Below are 20886 nucleotides of genomic sequence, written 5' to 3' on the forward strand. Positions count from 1 at the left end.
GGCATTCAATTCCTGATGGCCCAGAAGTCAAGTTCAAGCCCGGCGAACTCACCTCCTACGTGGAAAGCGAAACCACCTGACTGCTCCAGTTGTGCGATATCACGGGCACTCATATCGAGCATGAAGTAGGTCTTGCCGGCATGAAATGGAATCTGTCGCGGCGCCACTGGCAACGGCTTGACCTTGATACCGGCCAAGTGCAGGTTGACCAATTCACGTATGCGCTCAACCGGCGCGACTTTCAGGTGTGCCGGCAGACGCTGGCGCAGCTCCTGCGCCTCACACTGCGCAGTGGCCGCCAAAATGAAGGTGGCCGTACCAAGCAATTTCAACTCGCTGACTGGGCATACCAGGACGCCATATTGGCGCGGCTGCAAAGCCAACTTGATCGCCTGTTGCTCCAGCACCACAGACAGCACCAAGCGCACCTGCTCCATCAGCCCACGAAAACTGGCGCCCTGATCACCGTGTTGGTAATGAACGTTCAACTGCGCACGCTTACTGTCACTGGCGAACGTTGATAACTCACCGAGCAGCGACACCAGCGCACGGAACACTGCTTCGGGCCGCACCTGGGCCTGGCTCAGGCAGTGGCGAAGCTCCAACTCGGTACGATTGATTACTTGCAGCATCAGGAAGTCAGCGATTTGTGTGCCTGCGGTCGTGCTCTCGCCACGAATACGTTCAGCGATGGCATCGCCCCTGCTGACAAGCAGGCCGATCACCTCCTTGAGACACGACGCCACGTACCCATGCTCCTGCACGAAAATGAACGTAGGGATGAACGCTGTATCCAGGTTCACTCCTCCCTCGCCGGTGGCGTCCAGTACCTGGGCAATCTTGAGTTTGACGAAGTGCTCGTCATGCGGTTGTTCGCCCAACAGGAGACGTAAGTCGGGACGTGCGCAGTTGATCCGGCAACGCGTATCCACACCCGCATTGGCATCTCCCACTTCCACTTCGCAGCTGACGTAGCGTGCCAGCACATCACTCTGTCTTGGCTGGCGAACTTCAAGGTGGCTGCCACTGGCCAACGGGAGCGCCAGGAAAACGCCTTGTCTGCGCGCGTCGGTTGGTATCTGCAACACCAGAGGTTCCATCCCGGCGCTCAACTCAAACAGGCTACCGTCCGGCAAAACGCCGCTGGCCTGGTTGACCACCAGCTTGCCCAGCTTGAGGTACTGCAAATTGAGTTCCAGCGTGAGCAAGCCCCAGGTATCACTGCCCAACAAGCGCGTCTGGGTGAGTTGTTGATGATAATAACGGTCGTTGTGCTGCAAGTGCTGTGGCCGCAACAGCATGCCTTCTTGCCAGATAACTTTCTGAGCCTGCATGTCACTGCGCCTCCAGGCCGGCGAGTGAGCCAGCAACGCGTATACCCGTCTGATCCAATACCAGATCAGCACGGTTACGTTGTTGCACGGTCAGCGGGATCAGTAGCCGCCACTGGACATTGGGCAGGTCTCGATAAGCCGCCAGCACCCCCACGAAACGACTGTCAGGTCCGATACGAAGCTTGAGCCCCAGGCGGTCCCCAGGGCGCAATTCAAGTTCGTCGCTGTTTACCCAGTCCTTGGACAGCGTCTGCTGCGCATTGCCATACAGACCGAAGAAGTCGGCATGTTCAAAAGCGACGCCCTGGCGCAGTTCAATCAACTGCACCACAACTGGCGAGGGGCGGCCATGCAGATCCGGGTTGACGAGTTCACTGGCGGTCAGCGCCATGTCTAGCTTGGTCAGCTTAGAAAAAGGCGAGGCGGCGCTGCAACCCGCCAATAGCCCGAACATGAGCAACAGCAAAGCAAGGGTGACTCGGTACATGAGCATTATCCTGGAAAATCAATATGCAGGCTGGAGATCAGGCGCACCTGCTCCTCATAGGCCTTGGCGAAGTCGCCCCCCAAAGGACGATCATTCAATCGCTCTTGCGCCACCAGACGCTGGTAATGACGCTGGTATGCACGCCAATGCCCACCATCCGAGAAAAACCCGACCGACTTGCCCGAGGACTCGAAGCATCCCAACAGATAGCTGGGCTCAAAGGCCGCACGGGCGTTGCGCAAGGTGCTTTGACAGGCGGCCAACAGTGCGATCTGATGCGCTTGCAGTTCCCGGTGAGCCTGGGTAATAGCCTGTACAGCGGGCATCTGACCTAACGCACTTATATCCAACATCGCAGCTACCGCAGCATCGATGTCGCTACACGCTTTCAAGGGATTAAGGCCCACACCATGGCTGCCGAACGGCGCTGTATCCAACTCGTTATTCAATTCGTCACGGGTGCGCAAACTTTGTTGCAGCCCTTCGATCGTCAAGCGAAATAAGCGCGCCACCTTGATCGCCAGTGCTTGCCGACCCGGTTGATCGAGCGTATTCAGGTCCAGGCCCAAGGCTGCTGCAAATTGTGGCCAGAACTCTTCATCAGTCGGCACAGTCATCGCTGCCTGTACCGTAGCAACCTCTACCGCAGGTTCTTCCCGACGAGGGAAGACCACGTGCTCCCGGTCAGCCCCGTAGCGATCCGTCCACACTTGCTGCTCATCGGCGGACTCGTTCAATGCCTCCAGATCCTGCGAAAAGGCATGCATACGGCAATCAAGGTCCAACTGATGCGAAGGGCCCAGCGAGAGGAAGGCGTCTTCAGGGATCGTTACTGCCGAGGCGGCCTGCAGGCCGCCAGCAGGTTGCGGTGGCTCCAGCAAGCGCGCACGTATCGTCAACGCTCCCAACTCGAACACTTCGCCATCACTGATCAATCGCGCGTGCCCCTTGCGCAGGCGCTCATGACTCCCTGCCACCCTGATTCCGTTGCGGCTGATATCCGTGAGGAAATAGCGGCCCTCGCGGTATGCGACCAGTCCATGGTGGCTGGAGAGCACGCGGCTGGCGTCAGGTATTACCCAATCACATTCCGAGCCGCGGCCGATCACGCCACCGCTCACGTCAAACACTTTGCGGGCCAGGGGCACGTTCTTTTCGCTCTCGGGCGCGCAGATCTCAAACACAAGCTGCATCTTCATGACCCTCCATTCAGCGGCCACGAGTGATCGCCTGTGGGTCACCCACAGGATGGTACTCAGCGTCATCGAATACATAGTTGGCGTTACAGCCACCCAGCAAAAACAGTACAAGCACGACGATGTGCCATGGACGATCAGGCATCGGCTTTCTCCCATAGTGAAAATAAGGTGCGTCATTCAGCGTTCTTCCCTGGCATCGCCAAAGGGAATGTTCAAGCGGGCAAGACGGTAGAGCAGCGTACGCCGGGCAACCCCTAGCTCCCGTGCCGTACGGGTGCGATTACCGCGATTCTTGTGCAGGCAATCGAGCAAAAACGTGCGCTCCACTCGTTCCATGCGCTGGCGCAGGGTCGCTTCATCGGTAGCGGCTGGCGTCAGTGTCATTGGCAGCGCCAGATGCTCCGGTCGGATCACGCTGTCGTCACACAACAGCACGGCGCGCTCCACCAGGCATTTGAGCTCGCGTATGTTGCCGGGGAAGCTGTGGCTGGAAAGTTGATCAAGGGCGGTATTCGACCAATCGACAGGTGACCTTTTCAGCGCTTCGCAAACCTTGTCCGTGAAATAGCGCGCCAGTTGCTGTACATCGCCGTCTCGCTCGCGCAGGGCCGGTAGAGTGATGGGAAACTGAGCAAGCCGATAATAGAGATCCTCGCGAAAGCGCCCCTCGGCAACCATCGCCGCGAGGTCGCGATGGGTGGCAGCAATGATGCGGACATCAACCTTATGGGCTGCACTGGCACCCAGTGGGCGAACCTCGCCCTCCTGCAGTACCCGCAGCAACTTGGCTTGCAGTGACAGCGGCATATCGCCGATCTCATCCAACAGCAACGTACCGCCATGCGCAGCGTCGAACAGCCCCGCGTGATTGCGCTCGGCGCCAGTGAACGCGCCTTTTCGGTAGCCGAACAGTTCGCTTTCAAGCAACCCTTCCGGGAACGCTGCGCAGTTCTGCACGACAAAGGCCTTGGCCTTGCGCGGCCCGGCAGCATGGATGGCACGGGCCACCACTTCCTTGCCAGTGCCGGTCTCACCGTGCAGCAGCACGGTATAAGACGTGTGCAGTACTTTACTGATCAGCCGGCACGCCTGTTCCATTGCCGCACTGGTGCCAATCAAGCCATATGTTCCAGCCAACGGTTTGTCGCATCTGCGCTTTGTGCCAACGATGGGCTGGATATCGCGCAGTGCGAGTAACTGATTCAAGGCGAAGCTGCCCAAATGCCCCAAGGATGAGGCGTAGCCTCGCAACTGGACCGACTGTTGGCGGGCGAAGACCAGCACACCGGTCATACGTTTGCATCGGCTGAGCAGCGGCACGATCAATAGCGCACGCCAGGGTATCGCCATTGCCGGCAGGAAGCGGGTGTCATACCCACTGTCTTGCACATCCTCCAGACTCAGGACAGAGCCCTGGTTCAAGGTGTCGTGCAGCAGCCCTTGGTGGGACTGATCGGGACACGCAGGCGCAACGGAGAGCGATGGTATCTGGGCCATATGTTGAGCGGTCAGTTCAAGCCGGCCGGACACTTCGTCCAGCAGATACAACTGGCTGAGCTCACACTGGCTCAGCCGTGCCGCCCCGGTAACGCATCCTTCAAGTAACGAATGTTCATCGCGCTCGAACCCCAAGCGTGTGAAACAGGCAGACAGCGCGTCGACATAAACCAGCGGGTCGGCCTCTTTACCAAGCAGGTTATCGGTCATGGGCTGCACTCGTCGAAACACGCCAGGGCCAGCACTGTGTCGGTCTTGCCGACAGCGCGCCGATCAGTTGTTGCAGGTCCGCATTAGTCATGGTCATTAATCCCTGATGAATTGTGGGTCAGCGTGACCACGCCATCGGCCTGTTCATGCGCCAGCCAAGTGGTCCAGCCCAGGCGGCAAACCGTGTTCTCACCAATATGCAAGGCCTTGATCTGGCCCTGCGCCAACATCAGGCTCAGGTCGTAGTCCAAGGGGTCCCGCAGGGTCAGGCGCACCAGCGAACGCAGTGGTTGGTAGGCACTTCCGGTGGGCAGGAAATCGTGGAAACGCTCCCAGCACAGCGCCCGGACATGCACCCTGAACTTGCCACTGCGGTCAGCGATGCGGTGCCCCAGGATCAGGTCATCGCCAAGAGCGCTATTGGCCCGCCCCAGATGATTGCGCTGCGTCTGGCAGACCTCGACCGTACGTGCAACCCATTGCTCTAGAAACAACGCCTCGTGCATGAAGTAGTAACGCAGGACCGACTCGATCAACGCCGCCGAATGCACCCGTAAGCTCAGCAAGCCAAGGTAAGGCAGCAGGCGCTTGCAATCGACTTGGCAAACGCCCCGTATCGCAGCTGCGCCTAGCCCCATCAAGGCAAACATCTGCTCGGAAAACCTATCGTTGGCACCTGCCCGGAAACACGCCCGATAGCGGTACTTGCGCCAGATCGGCAGCATCAGCCGATGCAGCCGATGGTGGAACAGGTCGAGGAAATCCCGAGTCGGGTTGCCACCCGAGCGCTCGGCGAATGCCTGCTCACCATAAAACGCGGGCAGTGGTGACCCCGCACCGAATAACCCCAACACATTCAGACGCAGGCGCGCGCGCAATTGGCCCTGATCCATAAAGAACTCCACCCGGTCAATATCGTGCGCGGCAAACCCGAGACCAGGGTTGGCCTGGAATTCCAACTGGTCGTACAGCGCGTCGTCATCTAAAAGCGGATGGGCCTCGCGCAAATGCTCGGTGACCTGCAGAACCGCCTGAAATAACGTGTACTCACGGATAACGCGACAAAGCTGAGTCAGAGCAGGGGTTGCTGTCCCATCTGGGATGGCCATAGATACACGTCTCCTTGTGTGCTGATGACCCGCAACTCGTGATACGAATTGAGGCTGGCATAAAGCGCAAAAAACTCATTTAGAACGCAAGCGAATACAAACAGGTCGCCCTGGCCAACAAAGCCCTGGGAATCGACCGTCAGGTCGATCCGCACGCCTCGGATGGGCAGCCCCCGGTGCAGGCGATCCACTGGCTCTTGGCGGATGGAGCGCAAGGCGCCCACTCTTTTCTGGCTGACCTTCAGCGCCTGGCGATCGTAATAACGCGGCAAATCGTAGGACTCCAGAATCACTCTCAAGGCATTGATATCGGTCAACGACAAATAGTTGAGCGACATGTTGCTGATGAGCTTCCACAGATAGTCTTGGTCCAGTGGTGGTGCGAAGCTCGCCGTTGGCGCGGTGATGTTGCGGAACGTCAACGACTCCGGCGTCTGCTCACCGGGCAGATTGATATCACCCGCACGCAGTTGGCGCGGCAGGTTGCAATTAGTACAGGTCAGTTCGACCGACAAGGTTTCATGGCCCCGTTCGCGGCGGTTGCCAAACCCCATCCAGGTATCGAGCCCGGCATGTTGAACCGACGAGCGTTGGCGAATGCTGTAACTGGGCGGTGCCGCCAGGGGCTCAGTGTCGCAGTCATGCTCAAACGACTCGAACGGCACGTAGGTTTGATAGCCCAAGCCACCGGGGCGCCACCCGGTGACCTGATCCACGGAAAAGACGCTGGCATTACCCGGCGTATATTCCCCGGGCACCAAGAGGTACTCATCCTGCTTTCCATCCAGGCGAATAGGAATCGCATCCTGCTTGAACAGGTTGACGATGGGCGTGCAGTACAACTTTATGTTGTCCAGGGTGGGGCGCTGAGGTTCACGGCCGTGAGTGCGATGTTCAAAGCGCATTACCATGCCATGCGCCTGCCGGAGCAGCTCGTGAGACAGCGTGTGCAGCACACCCAGACCTTCAACGTCGACAAACAGGTACTTCTCGGGAAAAGCAAAGTACTCCTGCAGGTGTCGATAACCTTCCAGGGTATTTTGCGGATAAGGAATCAACGCCTGCTCCTTGGAAAACCCCACCGGCCGGACCTGGCCAGCAGCGAGCCGTAGCGTCACGGGCTGGCCATCGCTGGCGATGATCGGCAGACCATCGTGATCCAGTAGCAGCAGGCAGATCCCATCGAGATGACGCAACAGGTTCAGATACAGGCCCTGACTGACATAGGGATCTCCGGCCAGGTGCAAGCGCAGTGAATCAAATGCCAACTCGCTGAAGTTACCTGCGACACTCATACTCAGGTGCAAATCCAGACGGGCCCCTTCGCCCTGGCTCCGGTATTCCAGGCCACTGAGCTGCAGGGGCATGACATCGGTGGCGTAGCATGTACGGAACCGGCAACGCTCGCCGTGGATGGTGGCGCTTTCCACGGCGGTGTCCCGACCCACTCGAACACCGGGGCCAGCGCGTTTCAACGGATCGAATTGCAGGATGCTGAAGGCCGGTATCGGCCGCATGTAATGAGGCCAGAGCAAGTGCATCAACGAATGCGTCAACTCCGGCAGTTCGTCATCCAGCTTCTGGCGCAGGCGCGCAGTCAAAAAAGCAAAGCCCTCCAGCAAGCGTTCGACATCCGGGTCCTGGCCAGCCTCGGCGAGAAACGGCGCCAGGGCGGGATTACGCTCTGAAAAACGCCTACCCAGTTGGCGCAGGGCACTGAGTTCGCTTTGAAAATATCGGTCAAGCGTCATCGGTAAAAACCTCAACCCGCCCGGCATCCGTGAGGCGGGCGTGGAACACCACGGGCTGCAGGATGCCGTCAATGGCCCGCTCAGCCTCGATGGCAAACGCCAACTCCAGGGATTCACGCGCCCCCGGCAACAGCCTGACACGTGCATTCGTCAACCGCGGTTCATAGGCCTGGATAAAGCGCTCGATATGTAGACGCGACTGGCTCAAGGACTCATGCAAGCTAAGCCGCATGTCATTGAGGTCAGGCAGCCCATAATCAGGCAGTGTCTTGACACTGCCCGCGCGAGTGCTGAGCATTTTCCCCAGATGGGCAGCAATGGACGCCGCCCCGCCCTCCGGGGGCGACGCACCGCATTCGAGGCGTTCGAAAAGGCTTCTGTGCTCTGGCGTGCCGTAGCCTCTGCTCATTCTTTATCCAGCTTACCGACCAGGGACAAAGTGAAATCTGCCCCCATGTACTTGAAATGCGGGCGCACAGTCAGGTTGACCCGATACCAGCCAGGTTCGCCATCGACATCACTGACGACAATGCGTGCAGCTCGCAACGGGCGCCGCCCACGTACTTCGGCACTAGGGTTTTCCTGGTCCGCCACGTACTGGCGAATCCACTTGTTGAGTTCCAGCTCCAGGTCTGTGCGCTCTTTCCATGCGCCCAACTGCTCGCGCTGCAGCACTTTGAGGTAGTGCGCCAAGCGGTTGACTACCATCATGTAAGGCAATTGGGTGCCCAGCCGGTAATTCAGCTCTGCGGCCCTGCCCTCCTCACTGATACCAAAGGATTTGGGCTTCTGCACGGAGCTGGCGGAAAAGAATGCCGCGTTATCGCTGCCTTTGCGCATGGTCAAGGCGATGAAACCTTCTTGTGCCAACTCGTATTCGCGTCGGTCCGATACCAGCACCTCGGTAGGAATCTTGGTTTCGATCTCGCCCATGCTCTGGAAGTGATGCAGCGGGAGGTCCTCGACCGCTCCGCCGCTTTGCGGGCCGATAATGTTCGGGCACCAGCGAAATCGCGCAAAGCTGTCGGTCAGGCGGGTGGCAAAGGCATACGCGGTATTGCCCCACAAGTAATGCTCGTGGCTATTAACCACATTCTCCTGGTAGGCAAAGGTCTTGACTGGGTACTCAAGGGGGTCATACGGGGTACGCAACAGAAAGCGCGGCACGGTAAGGCCGATATAACGGGCGTCTTCGCTCTGCCGGAAACTTTGCCACTTGGCAAATTGCGGACCTTCGAAATGATCTCGCAGATCCTTCAGGTCCGGCAGCCCTGTGAAACTTTCCAAACCGAAGAAACCGGGCCCGGCAGCGGCGATAAAAGGCGCATGGGCCATGCTGGCGACGCTGGATGCGTACTGCATCAGCTTCACGTCGGGTGCGTTGGGCGAGAGAAAGTAGTTGGCAATGATTGCGCCCACCGGCTGTCCGCCGAACTGGCCGTATTCAGCGCTGTAGACATGTTTGTAAAGCCCGGACTGGGTAATCTCCGATGAGTCTTCGAAGTCGTCCAGAAGGTCCTGGCGCGAGACATTCAAGAGCTCGATCTTGATGTTCTCGCGAAAATTGGTGCGCTCGACCAGCAACTGCAAGCCTCGCCAGGAAGCCTCCAGTGCCTGGAAGTCCGGATGGTGCAGGATTTCATCCATTTGCTGGCTGAGCTTGGTATCTATCTCGGCAATCATGCGGTCGACCAGGTATTTCTTTACCGGCTCATCACAGTTATGTGGCTTCACCAGCTCTGCAATGAACGCCGACACACCGCGCTTGGCGATGCCGTAAGCCTCGTCGTCGGCACTGAGCAAGGTCTGGGCAATGATGTTATCGAGGATGCTGCAGGTTTCGGTGGTTGGTACGAGTTTCGAACTGTGTTCAATCGTGTTCATGGTGTCAGTGTCCCTTTACTGAAACGGCAATGCTTGAGGGCTGTCCAGCCCCAGTTCGGCCAGGACTCGAGCGCGGGATTCGTCATTGGCCAATGCCTGCTCGATAGCCTTGCGAAAGTTCGGTGTGTTACCCAGCGGCCCCTTGAGCGCCACCAGGGCTTCACGCATTGCCATCAGCTTTTGCAACGCCGGGATCTGCTCGACCAGGTTTGCGGGGTTGAAGTCCCTCATGGCGTTGATCTGCACCTGGATCGGCAACTCCTCCACATCAGCGGTATCCTGCAGGCGATTGGGTACGCTCAGCGTCAGGCTCAAGGCTTGCTTGGCCAACACCTCGTCAAAGGTGTGCTTGTCGATACCGATGGGCTTGCGATCCTCGAGTTTGCGTGGGTCCGCACGCTGGGAAAAATCTCCCAGCACCAGCAGCTTCAACGGCAGCTCGACTTCTTCCTGGGCCCCACCGACGGCGGGTTTGAAAGTAATATTGATACGTTCCTTGGGGGCTACCGAACCGTCTTTGGCCATGGTGCTTTTCCTTTTTGATGAGGCGCTATTCAAGTACTGCTTCAAGATCGAGATGGCACAACCTGCGATGCAGTGCGTCTTTGCAGTCGCATATGGGCTGGGTTTGTGGCAACAGCTCATAGCAGCGATACAGAAGCTTGCCGACTTGCAAGGTCAGCGCCGGCTCCCAATTTTCCAGGCCTGTGCGCTGTAATTGAAGGTCCAGTTCTTCCAGCTGAAGCCTGGCCAGCTCATGCTTGCCAGCCGCCACGCACAACCTGGCCAGCGCCAGGCGCCAATGAAAGCGCGCTCGATCACCGCACGCCGCCTGCAGCCCTTGCTTGAGTACGGCCACTGCTGCCTTGAGGCCGTCCTTTCGCAGACAAGGCATCACCGCTTGCAATGTGGTCTCCCAGGGCTGCGTGTCACTGTCGGCGACAACATGGGAGGGCTCGGGCTTGTGCACGTGACGCATCACATGCAGCGCGATCCACTCACCTGTCGCAGGGTCGGCAAAGGGGGTGCCGTCGTTGAACCGATATTCAGGCAGGTGCGGCAGGCGCTGCAGCAGCAGAGCCAAATGCATCTCCAGTTCAGTCATGGCCAGGTTTGCATGCAAGGCGTCCAGGCACTCCCAGACCATGCGCAAACCATCCAACCAGAACAACGCACCCGCCAGGCTTACCTCAAGCTCAGGCAAAAGATCGGCGTGATGGCCTTGGCTGAGACGTTCTTGATAGCGCTTGCGCTTGTCCGCGACCAACGGGCGCAACGCCGTTACTCGCTCACTGTTGGCGTCGGGATAATTGACGAGCATCAACCACGCCAAGGTTCGACCCAGGCGCAAGGCACGCAGGTCGGTTGCGTCCTGGCGCAACCACCAGGCACATAACGGGCGGGCCTGCTCCTGTAAAGTGCGCAGCAGTCTGTGCGCGTCTTTTTCGTTGTTGATCGGTTGCCCGGGACTCAGCAACTGGGTCGTCTGCTTGACCTGGGCAATGACGTTCGCGACACCGCCAGGTTCGGATACACCCTGCGCCAAGCGCTCCGACAATTGCCGGCGAATCGGCAGCAGCAAAGGTGCATCGCTTCCAAGTTGTTCGCCCCATAGCTGGTCGAGACATGCCAGGTGTTCCAACAGGGCCTGGAATAAAGGCCGTTGATCGCTGAGCGACGGGTTGAGTGCAAACGCTTGCTCAAGGCGCGACACCAGCCAGCCAAACGCCGCAGCACGGGTTCGTAGCTTGCCAGGGTAAACCTGCTCCCAATGGAGCTCACACAGGTCACGCAGCAAACCGAGACCGGCCAGCAATCCGGCAAATGAATCACGTTGATACAGGGCCCAGACCAACCAGACGGCGACGCGTAGATCCTTGGAGTGATCACGCAGCAAATGCTCGCTGATTTCGCTGACCTTCTGCCAATCCGGCTGGCCCGCAACATGGATAGACTGGGCTTTGCCAAGCTCGGCCTCCAGCGCTTCAAACTCGCTCGAAAAACGCACATCACTACCAACAAAACTGCTTGAGCAACATGCTGTCCGTGCAAGCTTGCGGTAATGAACATAAAGTTCTTCTGAATAAGCCATTTTGAGTTGCACACATCCGTCCGAGGTAAATAGGAGGACTTAACGCCATTGTCGAAACGCCCTTGAACTTCCATTCAAAACTCATCGAAGTGAGTGAACCTTAGCCACGACAAAAACAATCAGCAAGTAACGGAACGAAACTTAAGAAACGTCCTACACACCCAACAAATAAAGGAATGCGCAACTATTTGCGCACCTCTTCATCGGAAAAAACCACGCTTTATCTCCGACAGCCGCGCATTTACAACTTATAGGGCATGAGCAACTAAGTGCGCGCAGGCGTGAAACTAATAGCGCTGAAATCCACCTACCGTTCGACAATAAGCTCTGAACAAACGAACACAGAGCCGCCTTCGTCTTTATTTCATTGGCTTTCATACTTTCAGGCACGCTTCTTGTTATAGGCCTCTGCCCCTTCAGCGCTTTTGCTGTTCGGCAATACCTACTCAATCAGGCAAGGAAACCCGTCATGCCAACACCCGCGTATCTCTCCATCACCGGTGTCAAACAAGGTTTGATTACGGCAGGCACATTTACTCAGGACTCGGTAGGCAGCATTTATCAGGAAGGTCATGAGGACCAGATACTGGTACAGGCATTTGCTCACCAGGTGATCATTCCTCGCGACCCGCAATCCGGCCAGCCAACCGGTCAGCGCGTGCACAAACCGCTGATGATCAGCAAGGTTTTCGATAAATCCTCACCCTTGCTGTTCAGCGCCCTGACTACCGGCGAAGAAGTGTCCTGCCGGCTGGAATGGCTGCGCAGCTCTTACTCCGGGACCCTGGAGCACTACTTCACCATTGAACTGGAAGGCGCGACCATCGTGGACATCCAATCGCGCATGCCCAACTGCCAGGACCCCGACAACGCCCACTTCACCCATCTGGAGGACGTGCACTTCAGCTATCGCAAGATCATCTGGACTCACGAAGTCGCCGGGACGTCCGGTTCGGACGACTGGCGCAATCCAGTAGCCGGCGGCTAAGCAGGGCGATAGGGCCCCGCTAACGAGGTGCCGAGTAGTGGGGCAAGAGCGTTTTGCTTGATTTGCCGCTTTTGCAAAGTGAGCCGCCGTCATTGCGGAACCCTAGGTGGCCGTTGCCTGAATAACGGATATGGACGCGGTCTGATCTGACATCTGGTCGGCTATCAGGCCGCCTTCGCGAGCAAGCCCGCAGTTTTGTTATCCTGGCGCTCCCGCCCACACGGACGCGCGCGTATGCACATCGACCCGGCCTTCATCCTTCACCAGACCGAGCACTGGCAGCTCAACCACCACCTGGCGTCGAAGCTGCCGGGCTACCTGATGCTTGGCGCCAAGGTACCGGTTGACTCCCTCGCTGACATGCCAGAAGCCGCACTGGCCGAAATGGGCGGTTTGCTCGCCAACATCCAACGAGTGATGCAAGCCCAGCTCCAGCCGAAGTGGCTATATATCAGCCGCTACGGACATATGCCGGGTTTCCCGTTGCACTTTCACTTCATTCCTGTCTATGACTGGGTGGAGCGAGCGTTCTGGCAGGACGAACGCTACCGCTCGCTTTACGCTTTCGGTACGCCGCCCCTCGAACCCCTGACCGATGGCGCTGAACTGACCCTGTTTGTATGGCGAGAGTTTGGCGAGAGCCTCACCCCGCCGCAGGTTCAAGGGCCAGGGGTGGCGCAGGTGATCGAGCAATTGCGCGCTGCATTCAAGCGGGACTCGTAACCCGCAGCCGCTTCACCATCGGCACACACGCCAGCACCAACCCGGACGGAGAGCGATACACCGCTTGCTCATCGCCTACATACCCGCACGCTCTATAAAAACTTACCGCGTTCAAGGTCGCATCCAGCACAACCTGTTCAATCGCATGCTGGCGTGCCACGCCTTCCAGATGAGCAAGCATTGCCTTGCCAAGGCCTTGCCCCATGTAAGCGGGCAATACAAACAAGGCCCCTATTTCACCGTCGGCAAGATCGAGCATACCGGTGACGACAGGCTCGTCATTCAGCCAGCCCATGTAGAACTGTTTTTCCATCAACACGCTGTAGCCATCGCTGGCGCGACCTCGGGTCCAGAGCGCCATTTGCTCAGCGCTGTAGGCGCCAATGCATTGGCCGCGAATGGCCTCGCGTCGAATCTCGAACGCACGCTCGGCGTCATCCGGCGTGGCACGTTTTATCTCCAGCATCGCAAGCTCCTTCCATGACCTCAAACTGCCACTAGCCCATTTGTGCTAATCGACCCCACCCCACGGCGGCGCTATATTCCGCGGCACTTCCAACGTTCTCACCCACACCGCGCACTCAGTGCGCGCGGGTTCTTTGCGCGTTGGAAAAACCAAAACAACCCCAAGGAAGAAGCACCATGAAACTCCACTCCCCTGTCACTCGTCTTGCCCTGGTGGGCGCCTTGATCATCGGCGTCGCCGGTTGCAGCAATATCAAGCCCACCGAAGATCATCTCAAGAAGCTTTCGGAAACCAATCTGGGCGAGCCGGTAAAACGTATTTCCAATGTGCGCAGCGACTCCATGACCACCTACTACGTCGCTAACACAGCCTCCGGCGAGTACAACTGCTCCGTGCCCAGCGGTGCGAGCGGCGGCGCGTTCGCAATTGCCAGCTTCGGTCTGATGAAGCCCGCGGCCTACTGCATGCCCAAGGGCGCAAAAGGCAATGGGTTGACGCCGTTCATGCAGTAATTTTTTCCTGACTGAGCTCACGCAGGGTGCCGCGCAATTCCGCAGGGCGTACCGGTTTGGAGAGGATAGCGATCTGACGATCATGCAACGCGGCCTGGATTTTCTCCACATCGTGCCCGGTGAGGATCAGCGCTGGCACCGCCCAGCCGCGTTGCTCGCGTAGCTGGTCGATGCATTCAATGCCGGTGGCATGGTTGCCCAGATCGTAGTCGGCAACGATGATGTCGCAGTCGCTGACCAAGCCCTGCCCCGTGGACTCGGCCTGCACCTCGCACCCCCAGCGCTCGAGCAAGGCTTGGGTGGCGAGCAGCACGTTGTAGTCATCCTCCACCAGGCACACTTTCAGACCGCTGAGCAGACCGGCCTGGCGAGCATCCTCACGCACTGCCGGTTGACGCGGCGCGGTGGCCAGGGCCAGGCCATGCAGACTCACTGAGGTGCCATGGCCCACCCGTGAACGCAGGCTCACCTGCAACCCCATCAACTGCCCCAGGCGCTTGACGATGGACAGCCCAAGGCCCACGCCTTCAACGTCCTTGTCACGCAGTTGGCGCACGCGATAGAACTCTTCGAAGACCTTTGACAGATGCTCCCTGGCAATGCCCCGCCCCTGGTCGTGCACCTCCACCACCAAGCCGTTATCGCGAACACGCACACCGATCAGCACTGGTCGTTGCGCGCCGTATTTGAAGCAATTGGAGAGCAGGTTCTGCACCATCGTTGCCAACATGGCCGGGTCGACCAGCACCCAGTGAGCGCAGGCGCGCAAGCGCAACTGCACTCCAGCCCAACGCGCAGCCTCGGCGTTCTGGCGCACCAGGTCGGCGAGAAAGTCACCCAGGTGAATCACTTGGTATTTGGGCAACAGGCGTCCGTTGTCGAGGGTGTAAAGATCGAGAATCGAACGAAACAATTGCGACACGTTAAGCAAAGAGCGGTCGATATTGTCCACCAGGCGCTGTTCGTCCTCCCCCAAGCGGGCTTCGCGCAAGCAGGCAGTGAACAGGCCGATGGAGTGGATCGGCTGGCGCAGGTCATGGCTGGCCTGGGCAAGAAAGCGCGACTTTTCCAGGTTGGCGGCGATGGCTTGCTCGGAAGCCTTGCGTGTGCGCTCCAACAGGATATGGGCGTACACCGGGATCACTGTGCTGGTGATCATCAGCATCAGCATCATGAAGGGTTGCGCCTGCCACAGCGGCGTGAGTTGGTACACGATCAACAGCGCCAGCAACGCCAGCCCCGTCGCAATTGCCAGGTAGCGCGAACCGTAGCGCATGCCGTTGCCCAGGTTCACCCAGACCATCACCGCATACAGCGGCAATGCCGCCTCACCGCCCACCACCAGGCCGAACGAAGTGCCCGTGTAGTCGTGGATCATGCCGAAGATCCGCCGCGCCGGATAATGCCCGGGCCAGCGTGCGATCACCTGGCGCAACCCGATGGATGCCAGCAGGAACACGAAGATATACAGGATCACCGGCAGGTAGGTGTCCAACGACTGCCCAGGCAGGAAACCCAATAGGCTTATATACACAATGGCGATGGTGGCCACCACGATGCGCAGGTTAGCCTGATCGAGTTCGGAGTTGGTCTCGGGACTCATAGTCATATCCTTGACATATCATCTTAGAAAAGGGGCCCTTGGCCCGCTGGTAAAGTAGCATGCCTCGACACAACCTGGCCCCAGGAAGGAGCTCGCCATGACCGGCCGGATCATCATCGCCGACGACCACCCGATGTTTCGCGAAGGCATGGCGCGCACCGTGCAACGCCTGCTGCCCGACGCCCAGGTGCAAGAGGCCGGCGACCTGGCCACGGTGAATACGCTGCTGCGCGAGGCGGGTGAGGTCGATACCCTGATCCTCGATTTACGCTTTCCCGGCCTGACCTGCATCAGCCAACTGGCCGAACTGCGCCAGCAACTGCGACGCACCACCTTGGTGGTGGTGTCGATGGTCGACGACCCTGCGCTGATCGAACAAGTCATGGCCTTGGGCGTCGACGGTTTTATCGGCAAGAACATCGCCCCGGACGAGATCGGCCAGGCGCTGCTGGCGATACGTGCCGGCGAAGTGCTGGTCAAGTTCGCGCCGTCGGGCCTGCTGCCGCTGGACACTCATACCCTTACCACCCGCCAGCAGGAAGTGTTGCGCCTGATTGCCCAGGGCAAGACCAACAAGGAAATCGCCAAGGCCCTGGATATCTCGCCGTTTACCGTGCGCATCCATGTGTCGTCCCTGCTGCGCAGCCTGAAGGTACCATCGCGGGCGGCGGCGGCGGTGAAGTACTCCGGAGAGCTCTAAGCTGTTTGTAGGAGCGAGCTTGCTCGCGAAAAAACCACAGGCGCCGCGCTGATTCAGAAAACACGCGTTCGCGTTGACGTTTTTCGCGAGCAAGCTCGCTCCTACAGCCCCTCTGCATCCGATATTTATGCTCAATTCCCAACTTAATAATATTTTATTAATCACCGCCCGCCCCCTAACTTGACGTCATGCCCAAGCTGAATCCAACTGCATTACGCAAGGACAGACACATGACTCAAGCAATAACAAAAATAGACACGCTGGTAGTGGGCGCAGGTCAGGCTGGCGTGGCCATGAGCGAGCATTTGAGCAAGCAAGGCGTGCCGCACCTGGTACTGGAGCGCAGCCGTATCGCCGAGCGCTGGCGCACCGGGCGCTGGGACTCGTTGGTCGCCAACGGCCCGGCCTGGCATGACCGCTTCCCCGGTCTGGAATTCGACGACGTCCATGCCGATGGCTTCGCGCCAAAAGAGCGTGTCGCCGATTACTTTGAAGCCTACGCACGCAAATTCAATGCGCCGATCCGCACTGGCGTGGACGTGACGTCAGTGGTACGTAACATCGGCCGCCCCGGCTTCACCGTGCACACCAGTGAAGGTGTGATCGAAGCCAACCGCGTGGTCGCCGCCACCGGGCCATTCCAGAAGCCCGTGATTCCAGGCATAGCGCCTACAGGCACGGCTCTGCACCAGATCCATTCCGCCGACTATCGCAACCCTGGGCAACTGCCGGCAGGCGCCGTATTAGTGGTGGGCGCCGGTTCTTCCGGCGTACAAATCGCCGATGAACTGCAGCGCGCCGGTCGCCAGGTCTACCTGTCGGTAGGCGCCCATGACCGCCCGCCCCGCGCCTATCGCAACCGGGATTTCTGCTGGTGGCTGGGGGTTCTGGGCGAGTGGGACCAGGCGGCGATGAAACCTGGCCGTGAACACGTGACCATTGCTGTGAGCGGCGCCCACGGCGGCAAGACCATCGACTTCCGTGAACTGGCCCAGCAAGGCATGACCCTGGTTGGCCTGACCCAAGCCTTCGACGGCACGGTGGCGACGTTCCAACCCAACCTGGTGGAAAACCTGGCACGCGGGGATGAAAACTACCGGGCCCTGCTGGACGCGGCCGACGCGTATGTCGAACGCAATGGTCTCGACCTGCCCCAGGAGCCCGAAGCACGTCGCGTGTTTCCAGACGCTGAATGCATCAAGCAGCCAATCCTGACGCTGGACCTGGCCCAAGCGGGCATCACCTCGATCATCTGGGCCACCGGATTTGCCGTGGACTACAGCTGGCTACAGGTGGACGCTTTCGACGCCGCCGGCAAGCCGCAACACCAACGCGGTGTATCCAGCGAAGCCGGCATCTACTTCCTCGGTTTGCCATGGCAATCGCGGCGTGGCTCGTCGTTTATCTGGGGGGTGTGGCACGACGCCAAATACGTAGCCGACCATATCGCTATCCAGCGTCAGTACCTCGAGTACCGCGCAGCTGCGCCGGTTGCCCGCCAGACCCCTGTCAGCGCCTGATCACTTTTTCCTGGAGTTTTTTGATGCCTACTCACACTCGCATCCGCATGTTCAACACCAAAAAAACCTATCCCAACCAGAGCCTGGATAACGACCTGTGCCAGGCCGTGCGCGCCGGCAACACCGTGTATGTACGCGGCCAGGTGGGCACTGATTTCGATGGCAACCTGGTGGGCCTCGGCGACCCTCGGGCCCAGGCCGAGCAGGCGATGAAAAACGTCAAGCAACTGCTCGAAGAAGCCGGCAGCGACCTCAGCCACATCGTCAAAACCACCACCTACTTGATCGACCCACGCTACCGCGAGCCGGTGTATCAGGAAGTGGGCAAGTGGCTCAAGGGCGTATTCCCGATTTCCACCGGGCTGGTGGTCTCGGCCCTGGGCCAGCCGCAGTGGCTGATGGAAATCGATGTGATCGCGGTTATCCCAGAGTAAGGAGGCTAACCATGACCTTTTCAATCGTTGGCCGCTGCGCGGAAACCGGCCAGTTGGGCGTCGCCATCAGCTCATCAAGTATCGCCGTAGGCGCTCGCTGCCCATGGCTGCGGCCCGGCGTGGGCGCGGTATCGACCCAGAACATCACCTTGCCGGCCCTCGGCCCAGATGTGCTCGACGGGCTGGAACAGGGCCTGGCCCCAGCCGATGCCGTGGACAAAGCACTCACCCGCAACGGCTACAGCCAGTATCGGCAACTGACGGCGATAGACCACCTGGGCCGCAGCGTGCATTTCAGCGGCAGCCAGACCCTGGGTACCCATCACGCGGTATCGGGCGAGCAATGCGTGGCGGCGGGCAATATGCTCGCCGACCGTGAAGTCATCACCGCGATGGTCTCGGCCTTCGAACAGGGCGAAGGCCAGCTCGCAGACCGGTTGCTGGCAGCGATGCATGCCGCCATCGCCGCCGGTGGCGAAGCCGGCCCGGTGCATTCCGCCGCGCTGGTGGTGGTGGGCGAGTTGACTTGGCCGATCATTAACTTGCGCGTGGATTGGGCCGACGAAGCGCCGATTGGCGAATTGCAAAAACTCTGGGACGCCTACCGCCCACAGGTACAGGACTATATCGATCGCGCCCTCGCCCCCGACCGCTCCCCCGGCTACGGCGTGGCCGGAGACGAGCGATGAGCCGCAGCCGCGACCTGCTGGAAACGCTGGTGGGCTTCGACACCACCAGCCGTGAGTCCAACCTGCAGTTGATCGAGTTTGTGCGCGATTACCTGGCCGGGTTTGGCATCGCCAGCGAGTTGGTCTACAACGCGCAACGCACCAAGGCCAACCTGTTTGCCAGCGTCGGCCCGGTTGAGCTGCCAGGTATCGTGCTGTCGGGGCATACCGACGTGGTGCCAGTGGATGGGCAACCCTGGACCCTGCCGCCGTTCACGTTGACCGAGCGTGACGGCAAGCTGTTCGGGCGCGGCACTGCCGACATGAAGGGGTATATCGCATGCGTGCTGGCGTTGGTACCCGAACTGGTCAAAACACCGTTGCGCCTGCCGGTGCATATCGCCCTGTCCTACGATGAAGAAGTCGGATGCCTGGGCGTACGCTCATTGCTCGCTGTTCTGGAACAGCGCCCGGTGAAACCCATGCTGTGCATCATCGGCGAACCGACCGAACTCAAACCGGTGTTGGGTCATAAGGGCAAGTTGGCGATGCGCTGCGACATACAGGGTCAAGCATGTCATTCGGCGTATGCGCCCTCGGGGGTGAATGCGATCGAACATGCCGCCGATCTGATCTGCGAACTCGGGCGCATCGGCCAGCGCTTGCGTTCGCACCAGGACCCACGTTTCAATCCACCTTTCAGCACGGTACAGACCGGCCTGATCAGTGGCGGCAAGGCATTGAACATCGTCCCGGCCGATTGTCGCTTTGACTTTGAAGTACGCGCCCTGCCCGCCTCGGACCCCGCTGAAGTCGCTCAAGAACTGCAAGCGTACGCCATGCAGCAGGTACTGCCGCGTATGCAGGCGGTCAGCAAGCAGAGCTCCATTCGGTTCACAGAGCTGTCGGCCTACCCGGGGCTGGTCACGGATGAGCACAGCCAGGCGGCGCAGCTGATTGCGGCGTTTTGCGGCTCGCAAGCGTTCGGCACCGTAGCGTTTGGCACCGAAGGCGGGCTGTTTGATGCGGCAGGCATTCCCACCGTGGTATGCGGGCCCGGGAGCATGGAGCAGGGGCATAAGCCGGACGAGTTCGTGAGCGTAGCGCAATTGGCGGGATGTGATGCCATGTTGGGGCGCATGCTGGACTCGATCCGCTGAGCCAAACACTGCTTCCATACGGGTTTGTATTGCCCACAGAATCAGCGCCCGGCACAGATCCCCTGTGGGAGCGGGCTTGCCCGCGAAGGCGGTGTGTCAGTCACTGAATCTTCAGCTGAACCACCGCCATCGCAGCATAGGTATCTACATAATTTTGGCGCTACGCTGGGCCTGTGGCGAGTGAGCTTGCTCCCGTGACGACCTGCCAACCGACGCTGATCTACCTGACACATCACGATCCAAATGTGGGAGCTGGCTTGCCTGCGAAGACGGCCTGACAGTCAACACAGTTGGACCGTGTACATATCCATTCCTGCGGTAACGGCCACTTAGGGTTCCGCCCTGTCGGCGGCTCACTTTCGAAAAGCCGGAATGCCGGCCCAGACAAAAGTAAGCAAAGCGCTCTTGCCCCACCACTCGGCACCTCGCTTAGGCTCGGTGTGCCCGTAATCCGCCAGCGTGGTTTGACGGGGCGCCTAAGATCAAAAGCAGATCAAGAGCGACTCGCTTCGCATCGTGGTTACCGTCTGCCGTTACAGCCCACAAAGT

Annotated in this window: 21 protein-coding genes; 8 read left to right on the top strand and 13 right to left on the bottom strand. The window is 59.3% G+C overall.

Annotated elements, in window-relative coordinates; genetic code table 11:
• Window positions 1-5 precede the first annotated feature (5 nt).
• From tssK to tssA, 11 genes are all read right to left on the bottom strand, one after another.
• Window positions 6-1334 carry a type VI secretion system baseplate subunit TssK gene (gene tssK, locus JJD66_RS21115; protein WP_200648939.1) on the bottom strand — a complete coding sequence of 443 codons (1329 nt, stop codon included), beginning with the start codon at window positions 1332-1334 and terminating at the stop codon, window positions 6-8.
• Between the two features lies 1 nt (window position 1335).
• Window positions 1336-1821 (bottom strand): type VI secretion system lipoprotein TssJ, encoded by a 486-nt coding sequence (tssJ, locus tag JJD66_RS21120; RefSeq protein ID WP_105227074.1) that lies wholly within the window; start codon window positions 1819-1821, stop codon window positions 1336-1338.
• A gap of 5 nt (window positions 1822-1826) precedes the next feature.
• Window positions 1827-3020 (bottom strand): type VI secretion system-associated FHA domain protein TagH, encoded by a 1194-nt coding sequence (gene tagH, locus JJD66_RS21125; RefSeq protein WP_200648950.1) that lies wholly within the window; start codon window positions 3018-3020, stop codon window positions 1827-1829.
• Window positions 3021-3030: 10 nt separating this feature from the next.
• A complete protein-coding gene (locus JJD66_RS28160) occupies window positions 3031-3162 on the bottom strand; it encodes a hypothetical protein (protein WP_034126102.1) in 132 nt (43 codons plus the stop codon).
• Between the two features lie 35 nt (window positions 3163-3197).
• The gene (locus tag JJD66_RS21130) at window positions 3198-4727 is read right to left on the bottom strand and encodes a sigma-54-dependent Fis family transcriptional regulator (protein WP_200648940.1); all 1530 of its coding nucleotides are present in this window, start codon (window positions 4725-4727) and stop codon (window positions 3198-3200) included.
• An 83-nt stretch (window positions 4728-4810) separates the two neighbouring features.
• Window positions 4811-5836, bottom strand: a complete 1026-nt coding sequence (gene tssG, locus JJD66_RS21135) for a type VI secretion system baseplate subunit TssG (protein WP_105227077.1) — start codon at window positions 5834-5836, stop codon at window positions 4811-4813.
• Window positions 5800-7587 carry a type VI secretion system baseplate subunit TssF gene (gene tssF, locus JJD66_RS21140; protein ID WP_200648941.1) on the bottom strand — a complete coding sequence of 596 codons (1788 nt, stop codon included), beginning with the start codon at window positions 7585-7587 and terminating at the stop codon, window positions 5800-5802. Before tssF ends, tssG begins: the two co-directional genes overlap by 37 nt.
• The gene (tssE, locus tag JJD66_RS21145) at window positions 7577-7996 is read right to left on the bottom strand and encodes a type VI secretion system baseplate subunit TssE (protein ID WP_200648942.1); all 420 of its coding nucleotides are present in this window, start codon (window positions 7994-7996) and stop codon (window positions 7577-7579) included. Before tssE ends, tssF begins: the two co-directional genes overlap by 11 nt.
• Window positions 7993-9471, bottom strand: coding sequence for a type VI secretion system contractile sheath large subunit (gene tssC, locus JJD66_RS21150; protein ID WP_200648943.1), 1479 nt, complete (start codon window positions 9469-9471; stop codon window positions 7993-7995). Before tssC ends, tssE begins: the two co-directional genes overlap by 4 nt.
• Window positions 9472-9486: 15 nt before the next feature.
• Window positions 9487-9996 carry a type VI secretion system contractile sheath small subunit gene (gene tssB / locus JJD66_RS21155; RefSeq protein ID WP_105227081.1) on the bottom strand — a complete coding sequence of 170 codons (510 nt, stop codon included), beginning with the start codon at window positions 9994-9996 and terminating at the stop codon, window positions 9487-9489.
• A 25-nt stretch (window positions 9997-10021) separates the two neighbouring features.
• The gene (gene tssA / locus JJD66_RS21160; RefSeq protein WP_200648944.1) at window positions 10022-11563 is read right to left on the bottom strand and encodes a type VI secretion system protein TssA; all 1542 of its coding nucleotides are present in this window, start codon (window positions 11561-11563) and stop codon (window positions 10022-10024) included.
• A gap of 469 nt (window positions 11564-12032) precedes the next feature.
• Here tssA and JJD66_RS21165 point away from each other — a divergent pair, with 469 nt between their 5' ends.
• Both JJD66_RS21165 and JJD66_RS21170 read left to right on the top strand, forming a co-directional pair.
• Window positions 12033-12551, top strand: coding sequence for an Hcp family type VI secretion system effector (locus JJD66_RS21165; protein WP_105227083.1), 519 nt, complete (start codon window positions 12033-12035; stop codon window positions 12549-12551).
• Window positions 12552-12785: 234 nt separating this feature from the next.
• Entirely contained in the window at window positions 12786-13274 is a 489-nt protein-coding gene (locus JJD66_RS21170) for an HIT family protein (RefSeq protein ID WP_060764841.1), read from the top strand.
• Here the strand turns inward: JJD66_RS21170 and JJD66_RS21175 are convergent.
• Window positions 13258-13740, bottom strand: coding sequence for a GNAT family N-acetyltransferase (locus tag JJD66_RS21175; protein WP_198716134.1), 483 nt, complete (start codon window positions 13738-13740; stop codon window positions 13258-13260). The genes JJD66_RS21170 and JJD66_RS21175 overlap by 17 nt on opposite strands.
• A 176-nt stretch (window positions 13741-13916) precedes the next feature.
• Between JJD66_RS21175 and JJD66_RS21180 the strand changes: the two genes are divergently transcribed.
• The gene (locus JJD66_RS21180; RefSeq protein WP_198716135.1) at window positions 13917-14252 is read left to right on the top strand and encodes a hypothetical protein; all 336 of its coding nucleotides are present in this window, start codon (window positions 13917-13919) and stop codon (window positions 14250-14252) included.
• Here JJD66_RS21180 and JJD66_RS21185 read toward each other — a convergent pair.
• Window positions 14242-15855 (bottom strand): ATP-binding response regulator, encoded by a 1614-nt coding sequence (locus JJD66_RS21185; RefSeq protein WP_198716136.1) that lies wholly within the window; start codon window positions 15853-15855, stop codon window positions 14242-14244. The two genes, JJD66_RS21180 and JJD66_RS21185, sit on opposite strands and share 11 nt — an antisense overlap.
• 97 nt (window positions 15856-15952) lie before the next feature.
• On the opposite strand from JJD66_RS21185, the gene JJD66_RS21190 reads away from it, so the two are divergent.
• The 5 genes from JJD66_RS21190 (at window position 15953) to argE (ending at window position 20337) form a co-directional block, all read left to right on the top strand.
• Window positions 15953-16555, top strand: a complete 603-nt coding sequence (locus JJD66_RS21190; RefSeq protein WP_034126113.1) for a LuxR C-terminal-related transcriptional regulator — start codon at window positions 15953-15955, stop codon at window positions 16553-16555.
• Window positions 16556-16743: 188 nt separating this feature from the next.
• Entirely contained in the window at window positions 16744-18075 is a 1332-nt protein-coding gene (locus JJD66_RS21195) for a flavin-containing monooxygenase (RefSeq protein WP_423812546.1), read from the top strand.
• A 23-nt stretch (window positions 18076-18098) separates the two neighbouring features.
• Window positions 18099-18509 carry a RidA family protein gene (locus tag JJD66_RS21200; RefSeq protein WP_200648946.1) on the top strand — a complete coding sequence of 137 codons (411 nt, stop codon included), beginning with the start codon at window positions 18099-18101 and terminating at the stop codon, window positions 18507-18509.
• A gap of 11 nt (window positions 18510-18520) precedes the next feature.
• Window positions 18521-19198, top strand: a complete 678-nt coding sequence (locus JJD66_RS21205) for a DUF1028 domain-containing protein (RefSeq protein ID WP_200648947.1) — start codon at window positions 18521-18523, stop codon at window positions 19196-19198.
• On the top strand, window positions 19195-20337 hold the full coding sequence (gene argE / locus JJD66_RS21210; RefSeq protein WP_034126116.1) for an acetylornithine deacetylase: 1143 nt from the start codon (window positions 19195-19197) through the stop codon (window positions 20335-20337). Before JJD66_RS21205 ends, argE begins: the two co-directional genes overlap by 4 nt.
• Window positions 20338-20886 lie beyond the last annotated feature (549 nt).

The sequence above is a fragment of the Pseudomonas sp. MF6751 genome (genome assembly GCF_016613265.1).
In the GTDB taxonomy this organism is placed as follows: Bacteria; Pseudomonadota; Gammaproteobacteria; order Pseudomonadales; family Pseudomonadaceae; genus Aquipseudomonas; species Aquipseudomonas fluorescens_BV.

Excerpts from the sequence above, each read along its gene's own strand:
- JJD66_RS21185 (WP_198716136.1), bottom strand. The coding sequence starts at position 15,855 with ATGAGTCCCGAGACCAACTCCGAACTCGATCAGGCTAACCTGCGCATC.
- tssF (WP_200648941.1), bottom strand. The coding sequence starts at position 7,587 with ATGACGCTTGACCGATATTTTCAAAGCGAACTCAGTGCCCTGCGCCAA.
- JJD66_RS28160 (WP_034126102.1), bottom strand. The coding sequence starts at position 3,162 with ATGCCTGATCGTCCATGGCACATCGTCGTGCTTGTACTGTTTTTGCTG.
- JJD66_RS21180 (WP_198716135.1), top strand. The coding sequence starts at position 13,917 with ATGAAACTCCACTCCCCTGTCACTCGTCTTGCCCTGGTGGGCGCCTTG.
- JJD66_RS21170 (WP_060764841.1), top strand. The coding sequence starts at position 12,786 with ATGCACATCGACCCGGCCTTCATCCTTCACCAGACCGAGCACTGGCAG.
- JJD66_RS21130 (WP_200648940.1), bottom strand. The coding sequence starts at position 4,727 with ATGACCGATAACCTGCTTGGTAAAGAGGCCGACCCGCTGGTTTATGTC.
- tssE (WP_200648942.1), bottom strand. The coding sequence starts at position 7,996 with ATGAGCAGAGGCTACGGCACGCCAGAGCACAGAAGCCTTTTCGAACGC.
- tssC (WP_200648943.1), bottom strand. The coding sequence starts at position 9,471 with ATGAACACGATTGAACACAGTTCGAAACTCGTACCAACCACCGAAACC.
- JJD66_RS21195 (WP_423812546.1), top strand. The coding sequence starts at position 16,744 with ATGCCCAAGCTGAATCCAACTGCATTACGCAAGGACAGACACATGACT.
- tssA (WP_200648944.1), bottom strand. The coding sequence starts at position 11,563 with ATGGCTTATTCAGAAGAACTTTATGTTCATTACCGCAAGCTTGCACGG.
- JJD66_RS21175 (WP_198716134.1), bottom strand. The coding sequence starts at position 13,740 with ATGCTGGAGATAAAACGTGCCACGCCGGATGACGCCGAGCGTGCGTTC.
- argE (WP_034126116.1), top strand. The coding sequence starts at position 19,195 with ATGAGCCGCAGCCGCGACCTGCTGGAAACGCTGGTGGGCTTCGACACC.
- JJD66_RS21200 (WP_200648946.1), top strand. The coding sequence starts at position 18,099 with ATGCCTACTCACACTCGCATCCGCATGTTCAACACCAAAAAAACCTAT.
- JJD66_RS21205 (WP_200648947.1), top strand. The coding sequence starts at position 18,521 with ATGACCTTTTCAATCGTTGGCCGCTGCGCGGAAACCGGCCAGTTGGGC.
- tagH (WP_200648950.1), bottom strand. The coding sequence starts at position 3,020 with ATGAAGATGCAGCTTGTGTTTGAGATCTGCGCGCCCGAGAGCGAAAAG.
- JJD66_RS21190 (WP_034126113.1), top strand. The coding sequence starts at position 15,953 with ATGACCGGCCGGATCATCATCGCCGACGACCACCCGATGTTTCGCGAA.
- tssG (WP_105227077.1), bottom strand. The coding sequence starts at position 5,836 with ATGGCCATCCCAGATGGGACAGCAACCCCTGCTCTGACTCAGCTTTGT.
- tssJ (WP_105227074.1), bottom strand. The coding sequence starts at position 1,821 with ATGTACCGAGTCACCCTTGCTTTGCTGTTGCTCATGTTCGGGCTATTG.
- tssB (WP_105227081.1), bottom strand. The coding sequence starts at position 9,996 with ATGGCCAAAGACGGTTCGGTAGCCCCCAAGGAACGTATCAATATTACT.
- tssK (WP_200648939.1), bottom strand. The coding sequence starts at position 1,334 with ATGCAGGCTCAGAAAGTTATCTGGCAAGAAGGCATGCTGTTGCGGCCA.
- JJD66_RS21165 (WP_105227083.1), top strand. The coding sequence starts at position 12,033 with ATGCCAACACCCGCGTATCTCTCCATCACCGGTGTCAAACAAGGTTTG.